Origin of the sequence: Odoribacter lunatus (genome assembly GCF_943193135.1) — a bacterium.
In the GTDB taxonomy this organism is placed as follows: Bacteria; Bacteroidota; Bacteroidia; order Bacteroidales; family Marinifilaceae; genus Culturomica; species Culturomica lunata.
On the sequence record NZ_CALPCZ010000047.1, the window covers coordinates 1 to 8868 of the forward strand.

At 33.5% G+C, this 8868-nt stretch carries 9 protein-coding genes, 2 tRNA genes and 1 other RNA gene; 3 read left to right on the top strand and 9 right to left on the bottom strand.

Features of this window, described 5'->3' with window-relative positions; translation table 11 throughout:
- The 6 genes from NFR61_RS10810 to ffs form a co-directional block, all read right to left on the bottom strand.
- Window positions 1-275 (bottom strand): hypothetical protein (locus NFR61_RS10810; RefSeq protein WP_251624012.1); only part of this gene is annotated, 275 nt, incomplete at its 3' end.
- A gap of 256 nt (window positions 276-531) precedes the next feature.
- Window positions 532-1473 carry a hypothetical protein gene (locus NFR61_RS10815; protein ID WP_251624014.1) on the bottom strand — a complete coding sequence of 314 codons (942 nt, stop codon included), beginning with the start codon at window positions 1471-1473 and terminating at the stop codon, window positions 532-534.
- Between the two features lie 86 nt (window positions 1474-1559).
- Window positions 1560-2984 carry a site-specific integrase gene (locus NFR61_RS10820; protein WP_251624016.1) on the bottom strand — a complete coding sequence of 475 codons (1425 nt, stop codon included), beginning with the start codon at window positions 2982-2984 and terminating at the stop codon, window positions 1560-1562.
- Between the two features lie 111 nt (window positions 2985-3095).
- Window positions 3096-3167: transfer RNA gene (locus tag NFR61_RS10825), tRNA-Thr, on the bottom strand.
- 16 nt (window positions 3168-3183) lie between these two features.
- Window positions 3184-3257, bottom strand: a tRNA-Thr gene (locus tag NFR61_RS10830).
- A 7-nt stretch (window positions 3258-3264) separates the two neighbouring features.
- Window positions 3265-3358, bottom strand: an RNA gene (ffs, locus tag NFR61_RS10835) — signal recognition particle sRNA small type.
- A gap of 190 nt (window positions 3359-3548) precedes the next feature.
- Between ffs and NFR61_RS10840 the strand changes: the two genes are divergently transcribed.
- Complete coding sequence (locus NFR61_RS10840; protein WP_251624018.1) at window positions 3549-4109, top strand: GAF domain-containing protein; 561 nt, start codon at window positions 3549-3551, stop codon at window positions 4107-4109.
- Between the two features lie 12 nt (window positions 4110-4121).
- Window positions 4122-5231 carry an ATP-binding response regulator gene (locus NFR61_RS10845; protein ID WP_251624020.1) on the top strand — a complete coding sequence of 370 codons (1110 nt, stop codon included), beginning with the start codon at window positions 4122-4124 and terminating at the stop codon, window positions 5229-5231.
- Here the strand turns inward: NFR61_RS10845 and NFR61_RS10850 are convergent.
- The gene (locus NFR61_RS10850) at window positions 5228-5812 is read right to left on the bottom strand and encodes a 3'-5' exonuclease (protein ID WP_251624021.1); all 585 of its coding nucleotides are present in this window, start codon (window positions 5810-5812) and stop codon (window positions 5228-5230) included. The genes NFR61_RS10845 and NFR61_RS10850 overlap by 4 nt on opposite strands.
- Before the next feature lie 15 nt (window positions 5813-5827).
- The gene (locus NFR61_RS10855) at window positions 5828-6379 is read right to left on the bottom strand and encodes a DUF5063 domain-containing protein (RefSeq protein ID WP_251624023.1); all 552 of its coding nucleotides are present in this window, start codon (window positions 6377-6379) and stop codon (window positions 5828-5830) included.
- 111 nt (window positions 6380-6490) lie between these two features.
- On the opposite strand from NFR61_RS10855, the gene NFR61_RS10860 reads away from it, so the two are divergent.
- Entirely contained in the window at window positions 6491-7741 is a 1251-nt protein-coding gene (locus NFR61_RS10860; RefSeq protein ID WP_251624025.1) for a DEAD/DEAH box helicase, read from the top strand.
- A 5-nt stretch (window positions 7742-7746) separates the two neighbouring features.
- Here the strand turns inward: NFR61_RS10860 and ftsY are convergent, their stop codons facing one another.
- Complete coding sequence (gene ftsY / locus NFR61_RS10865; protein ID WP_251624031.1) at window positions 7747-8697, bottom strand: signal recognition particle-docking protein FtsY; 951 nt, start codon at window positions 8695-8697, stop codon at window positions 7747-7749.
- Window positions 8698-8868: the final 171 nt, after the last annotated feature.

Below are 8868 nucleotides of genomic sequence, written 5' to 3' on the forward strand. Positions count from 1 at the left end.
GCGAGTTTGTATTTTACAATCTCGTTACTTCCTGCCAACTGGAAAGACTGTACGCCTTTCTCCGGCTGGATTAATTTGGCTTTTTCTATTGGCGTTTCTGCCAACTGGGCTATATGTTCTTTTAGCCCCTTGATGATACTCTCTTGGGAGAGAATATCCATCGGCTTGGTTTCAGGTTTTGATTTCAGCCGTGCAAGTTTTTTTTCTGCATTGATTAATTTTTTCTCTAACTCTTTCATACTTAGCATGTCAATGTTTTTTTTATTGTTTTGCATACTTTTTTATTTTTTGCTCCTAATCCTGCAGGAGTGTGCAGTTCAGTTTGATTGAAGCTTCAAATAATCAAGCTGACATTGCAAATGTATGACAGAATTACCCTATTGTATTGATAAATAAGTGGTTATAAATAAATAACCGCATAAATCAATGGAAGTTTATTTATGTGGAGAATTGTTTATGTCTGGAAATGAGAAAAGAAGATAAGGGGAAAATTAGAAAAGGGAAATAAACAGGGAAAACGGCAGTAAATTTTTATTCAAAAATCCACCAATTTATTACGGATTTTTCTTCTTGGTAGTGTGACAACAGGGCACGCATATAGACAAAATCCACTTCTTTTTTCTTGCTATGCAATTTCAGATACTTGAATAAGTCAATAAGAAATAGTGCTTCCATATCATTTAATGCCACTTTATCCTTTTTTAGAGAAGTACGGTGTATGAGATTATAGGCACTTAACAGGAGATTGCATTGTTTTTTTTTCGTCTTTCTTCCTGTTTTGGATTTGACAGTGTATTTTTCTTTTATCTCTTTCTCTATGGCTTCTAAATCCATATTTTCACCTAAAGAGGTGTAAAGAATTCTTTTGAGCCAACCGTTTTGGTTGTCAAGGGTAAGGGATTTTCCGTTGTAGGAAATTTTAATGCTTGGATTTCCATTGGAAACAGGCTTCCAAAGTAGGCTGAGTAGTCTTAATGTTTCCTCACGCATAGAGGCGGAAGTATCTATTTCGCAATCAAATGCTCCATACGTATGAATATATTTGGTGTATACGGCAATCAGAACAAGGAAGGCATAATAATAGTCATCGTGGGGTAATTTATAGCTGTCCCATAATTTATCAAAGTCTTTAATGGAAAAAGTAGGCTGGCTTTCTGTAAGATTAGTAGTAAGTTCTATGTTATTTCCAAATTCATAAACAAGTGCATATGGGTCTTGTGGGTCATATTTTGAGGTGAAATCTTCCGGTTTTCTTTTACGGAAATAAAAATCCATTTCTTCCTCTTTCATATAATAAGGGATGCCTTTTTCTAATTTTTTAGGGTCATCTGTAACCTTCCCAATGAGAAATATAGCTTCCATTTTACGGAACACATCTATGAACATGACAGGCTCATAAGAAATGTTTTCTTGCAACAAAGGAGTAATACGTTTTAATACGTCACAGGGGATTACGATTTTGGTTTCAGACATTGTATAAGGTTTTCAAGATACAACACCCAAAAATAAAAAAAATCCCCCCCTCACTCCAATTTTAAGGAAGTGAGAGGGGAATAGAGTTACAATAAATTACTCATGGCTGCATCCACTTGTTCGTTTTCAAAACTGTCAAGATAGATTTGGGTCGTCGCTAAATCAGAGTGACCTAATGCTTCACTTATCAAAGCTACGTTTACACCTGAATTTTTCAAAATTGTTGCAAAAGAATGACGCGCAACATAGGTTGTTAAATTATGTTTTAATCCCATTGCTTCACTAATGAGCCGCAAGCTCTTATTTACTTCTGCCCTTACTTTTTGAATGCGGTCAAATTTTTGCTGTTCAGTCACATGTAAACGTTTATCAAGAATAGGGAAAATATAATCTCCACCTTCCTTATCATCTTTCAAATATTTACCAATAATATTCAATGCTTCCGGTAAGAGTTGAAAAGTCAGATTCTTTTTTGTCTTATTACGTGTATAATAAATTCTATTATTTTCCACATCACAACATCGTAAGGATGCAATATCTTTAAAATTTATTCCTGCCGTCAAATAAGAAAACATAAAAATATCTCTGGCAAATTCAAGATAAGGCTTCGGATATTTAGATAAAGCTGCCAAATTGAGATTGGTTAATTGATGAATTTCCTCTTTTGTAATGGCTCTTTTTCTCGTAGACTTCCACAAAGTCCCAACTTTAATTTTTTTAAAAGGATTTTTCTCACAAACGAACAATTCTTCATCTAATGCCTTATTATAAAGAGCTTTCAAACAACTAAATTTTGTAGCTATGCTATTATCCGCCTGCCCTATTTTACGAAGAAATATTTCATACTCTCTAAGAAATTGAACATCTATTTTCGTAAAAGGTATATCCAATGATTTAAATTTAGATAATGAAGAAAACGTAAATTTATATTTATCACGTGTATTCAAGCGTCCTAAACTTGTCAATTCATCAATAACCTTTTGGAAATAGACAGCAATAGTAGTGACAGACTTTCTACTGACGCCCAAAATATCATCAATGGAATACTCCTTTCCTTGAATTTTATATTCAAGTTCTTTCTTCCTTAATTTTTGAATTTGCTCATCAAGAATATATTGCAGATGTACACGATTAGGCACATCATTTTTTAAGCAATTATTCTCAAAATCCCAATAATCGGCATCAATTTTTAATCCACTACTGACTCTTCGTGTTTCATAATTATGATACAAACGTATGCTTATTGTCACTTCATTCTGTTTTGAAATTCGGTCTTTTCTACAAATGGTTGATATTTCCATATTTACAAATATATCACCGACCAAAGGCACAATATTGGAGGAGAAATTTGGTAACAAATTGGTAACAAATTTGGAAACAAACTTCCTTCTCTGTTCTACCCACAAAACCCATACAAACAAGGTATTTAAGGTTGATTTACAGATAGATACACAAGAAAACAAGCAACATTCTACAATAAAGAAAGAGGTAGAAACTTCTACCTCTTCCATTGCACCAAGAGTATTACCCCTTTGTATTAAAAATGAAAATCTTATTTTCTAACTCACTATATAACAATAACTTGCAAACTAAAAAAGCCTGCTAGGCAGGCTTTACGGCTGAGCTGTTATCGGGATTTGAACCCGAGACCTCTTCCTTACCAAGGAAGTGCTCTACCCCTGAGCTACAACAGCAACTGGTTGTTTTTTGAGCCTCTTGTCGGATTCGAACCAACGACCCCGAGATTACAAATCACGTGCTCTGGCCAGCTGAGCTAAAGAGGCAATTGGGTAAGCGAACTATGTCGCACCGCTACAACCATCTACCCTTGCTGCCTTCCGACCCTAGGGGGATTCAACAGGAGCTGGTCGCATAGGACTTACCCGGGCACAAAAGTACAAAATTTCTTTATGTTGCCAAATTTTTTATGTTCTTTTTATTGTTGTTTCATTCTATTTTGCATGTATACAGGCTTTTCCAATGCTTAAACGTTAAAAAGGAGGGTATCCGCAACTTGCGACAAATGATTTAGGTATAAGCGAGTACATATAAATTTAAACATCAAGTTTTAAGCAATGAATACGATAAGTGCAAAGGAAATAAGTATGAATTTGTCTGATGTTGAATTTCTATCGCATTTAAACATTAGGCTTACTTCTAATCATAATTATCACAATAATATTGAAGAGGCCTTAGGTTTGGTGGGGAAAAAGTTCGGGTATGACCGAATCCATATTATTAAGATATATCCGGATCGCACATTCAATATTCTTCATGAATGGTGTGATTGCCATGTCCCCACAATAAAAAAACAGGTAAAAAAAATCCCTTGTTTTTTTGATCCTCTTTTAGAACAACAGTTAAATGAGAAGGCTTATATTTTAATCAATAACCCCGAACAACTTCATAATCCCGAACTGAAGCAGTTTTATTGTAAGTATTCTACTATTAATGTTTTGTTTTTACCGTTGCTCTTGCGGAATTTTTTTGCTTTTTTGTCTCTTTCTATGTGCCGACATGAAAAAAACTGGAGCGAGAAGGAGATTCATTTTATGTCTTTGATTGCTTCTGTTATTGCTGCCAATATAGAAAAGAATTTATTAATTGCCCATCTTTCTCATAGGCTCAAGAATTAAAAAAGAGTACGTATGCTACACAAGAAAAGGGCTTATATTCTCTGGTTGCTTTCTTCGTCAGAAGATGAGGTGACGAAGCTTGAAGATCTGCTTCAAGATACTGATTTTCGACTTGTTAAACGAGTTTATCCCGAACCGCTGTTTTTCAATGTAGAGAATAAACCCGATTTAATTATATTGAATCCCACTATTCCTGAAAAGCATTATAGTATACAATATATACGGAATCAGACGTTTACACGGAATATTCCTGTTATTTTTATTGGATTTTTCTCTCCTAATGTTATCGGCAAAGAGTTTCATTTTCCTCTCTCCGATTTTATTACTTTTCCATTACAAAAAAATGAGTTGTTGTTTAGAATTTATCATTTGTTATTTCAATATAAGACACAAAGATTTATCCAAAAACAGAATGAACGCCTCAAGCAAAGTATTCTTTCACGCGATAAATTTTATACTGTTATTGCACATGATTTAAGAGCTCCTATCAGTACTATCAAAATGATTAATGCTATTATCGAAAGCGAAAAAAGCAAGATTAAGAATGTCAGTATCAGAAGAAAGTTTGAAATGATTAATGAAACTACTGAGGAAGTATTTAATCTTTTGGAGAATTTATTAAAATGGACCCGAAAACAAACCGGACAAATCAAATTTACCCCTACCCAATTTGAGATTGGAATTATTGTCCAACAAGTTATTACACTGTTTACCAGTATTGCCGATTCAAAGAATATTCATCTGAGTTTACACATGCATTCTCCCATTCAAGTGTATGCCGATGAAGATATGGTTAAAACTATTATGCGTAATTTTATTTCTAATGCTATCAAATTTACTTTTCCTTATGGAAAAGTTGATGTTTATTTGAAAAAAGATAAGAAGTCTGCTTTTATATCTGTTAAAGATAATGGTGTCGGCATATCTCCCGAAAATCAAAAAAGAATAATCCAAGGTGATGACAGACTTACGACGTATGGCACAAATAATGAGAAAGGAAGCGGTTTAGGTTTATTATTATGCCGTGATTTTATTCGTACTAACAAAGGGAAGTTTTATTTAAGTTCAACTCCTGGAGAGGGGAGTGTTTTTTCTTTTACCTTACCAACGAATCATAATTAATTATCTTTTTTTAATTGCATATACATTTTCAATGCTCCCCAAGCATCTGTTGCCGCATATCTAATTTGGCTTTCAGTCAGTTGCAGTGCTTCCCAGTTTGAGGTACGCTGGCGTTTTGATATCTTTACCTGAAAGATAATTGCCATCAATTTTGAAAAAGATTTTTCTTTTATTCCAAATTGTTCCGCAAAAATCTGCAAGTCGATAAAAGCTTGGGGAATAAAAGGTCCCAATTGCTGAAGTGCTTTTACATCATCCCGAATGCCTACTCCTATTTTCTTGATTTTTTCGTTTGCCAATAAATTACGCAGTGAATGAGAAAAGCCGCATTTATTCAAACGGAAAAGATATACCCGTTCTTGTACAGCCAATTGTAAAAGACAAACTTTATGATGTTCTCCTTTTCTAAAGGCCGGACGTGTTTCTGTATCAAATCCTATACAAGAATAGGATGTCAAGAAATTAACAGCTTCATCCACTTTAGAAGCATCTTCAATCAATACTACCTCTTCTTTATACACAAAAACCGGGAAGTTTATTATTTCCTCAGAGCTGATTGTTTGCTTGTAATCACTATTCATGCTTCTAATTAAATTCTACAAGGTTTTCCTATCAATTTTTTTCTCTTCATCCTTTATCTGATAAACGACCTGATGTATAGCTCTCAATACTCCCACACACGCTTTCCCCCAATATAGTTCAAAGTTATTATTTAATTCCCATAAGGCCTCTTCTATTATTTCCGGCATACCACAACGATAGGAGAAAATAAAGTTTTTTAAATCTTGATATATGTCGCAAATTTTCTCGGCAATGGAATTAATAACGGGAGTTTCACTATATTGCATATTATCATCAAATACTTCTAAATATTCATCGTGTTCTCCTAATTTATTATGCAATTCCGTATATAAATAGTTATATTGCTCTTCTGTTACATTGTCTTCTCGAATTCCTAATTCCGTACATTCACATACCGGTAATAGGCTTCCTTTTAAATAGATTAACGGTATAAATTTCTGAAGTCTCAGTATTGTATCTTGAAGAGTTGTAGAAGGTATTGTCTCAACAAAATCACAAAATTCTTTTGCTACTGCAACAAATTCTATTACATTTTTATGATATCCTAAACTTTGAAAGTCTTCCATAGATTTAATTAATTTAAATGGCAAATTTATAAAATAAAAAGAGAGGTATGTATTCATCTTTTAAGATTCAACGTTTTTTTCTATTTTCGCATATATTAAAATAGAGGCAGTATGAAATTTAATGAAATGGGATTAGAAGCATCCGTGTTGCAAGGACTAGATGCTATGAATTTTAAAGAGACAACTCCTGTTCAAGAGAAAGCAATACCCATTATTTTAGAAGGAAAAGATATTATCGGATGCGCTCAAACCGGAACGGGTAAAACTGCCGCTTATATTTTGCCTATATTAAATCAAATGGCAAAAACAAAACAACAAGATGATCACATTAATGCTATTATCATGGCTCCAACCAGAGAGCTTGCTCAACAAATTGACATGCAGTTTGAAGGGTTTTCCTATTTCGTTTCCATCTCAACATTAGCTATTTATGGCGGTGGAGATGGTGCAACTTGGACACAACAAAAACAAGGCTTAGAAATGGGTGCTAATGTTATTATTGCTACTCCTGGAAGATTGATTACTCATTTGAATATGTATAACATTGATTTATCACATGTTTGTTATTTTATATTAGATGAAGCCGATAGAATGTTGGATATGGGATTTTACGACGATATTATGAAAATTGCAAAAAAACTGCCCCAAAATAAGCAGACTATCATGTTTTCAGCAACTATGCCCCCAAAAATCCAACAATTAGCCAAAAGTATTTTAAAGAATCCTGCAGAAATAAATATTGCTATCTCTAAAGCCAATGAAGCTATTACCCAAGTTGCTTATATTTGTTATGAAACACAAAAAATGGGACTTATTAAAGAATTATTCAATAAACCCATTAAGTCTAAAAGTATTATCTTCTCTTCTTCTAAACAAAAGGTAAAAGAATTGGCACGTATTCTAAAATTAATGCAATTTAATGTTGCTGCCATGCATTCCGATTTAGAACAAAATGAGAGAGAAAAAGTAATGCTTGATTTTAAAAATAATAAAATTACGATATTAGTAGCTACAGATATCGTTGCCCGAGGCATTGATATTGAAGATATAGGAACTGTATTAAATTTTGATGTTCCTCTTGATCCTGAAGATTATATCCATAGAATCGGTCGTACAGCACGAGCTAATGCAGAAGGTTTAGCAATTACTTTTGTTTCGGAGAAAGAACAAAGAAAATTTTATCGAATTGAAAAGTTTCTAGAAAAAGATATTTACAAAATACCTTTACCTTCAATTTTAGGTGAATCTCCTACCTATAACACAAGTACATTGTCTCAGATACACCATAATAGAACCCAGCGAAAAAATCACTATCCTAAAAAGAAGGGAAAGTTCTTAAAATCTAAACGGTCTAAGGATTAATATCATCAATTAAATAATGAATTTACAAAATCCTCCCTATCAAATACTTGCAAATCATTTATTTGTTCCCCAACTCCTATATATTTGACAGGAATCTTAAATTGATCAGAGATTCCTATCACAACACCTCCTTTAGCAGTTCCATCCAATTTGGTAATAGCAAGTGCATTTACTTCTGTTGCTAAAGTAAATTGTTTTGCCTGTTCATAAGCATTCTGCCCCGTAGACCCATCCAAAATCAATAATATTTCCTGAGGAGCTTCTGGAACAATTTTTTTCATGACATTTTTAATTTTAGTCAGCTCATTCATTAAATTTATCTTGTTGTGAAGACGTCCCGCAGTATCTATTATAACCACGTCTATATTATCTGCCTTAGCTTTACATAATGTATCATAAGCCACAGAAGCAGGATCTGCCCCCATAGCCTGTTTTACAATAGGAACACCTACTCGTTCTGCCCAAATTACTAATTGATCAACTGCTGCTGCACGAAAAGTATCTGCAGCTCCAAGAATCACACTTTTCCCTGCTTCCTTAAATTTGTTAGCCAATTTACCAATTGTTGTTGTTTTACCCACACCATTTACTCCAACCACCATAATCACATATGGTATCCCCTTTTTCAACAATTCGTTTTCATTTAAATAATCAATATTATTTTCTTTTAATAAAGAGACAATTTCCTCCCTTAAGACCTGATTTAATTCCTCGATTCCTATATATTTATTTTGAGCCACCCGATTTTCTATCCGTTCTATAATACGAACTGTTGTTTCTACACCAACATCTGAAGAAATCAAGACTTCTTCAAGATTATCTAATACTTCATCATCAACTTTAGATTTTCCAAGAATAACTCTCGTTAGTTTTTTTAAAACACTCTCTTTTGTTTTTTCAAGTCCCTTGTCTAAAATTTCCTTTTTACCCTTACTAAATAAACCAAACAATGCCATGGAATTAATTAAATCTAAATTAAACGGCTCTAAATTAAAATCATTTACTAAATAAACCAAAAAAGAGTCACTGTAAATAGTGACTCTCTTTCTAAAAATTCGGCGTCTACCTACTCTCCCACCAGTGACGGCAGTACCATCGGCGTGAAAGGGCTTAACTTCTCTGTTCGG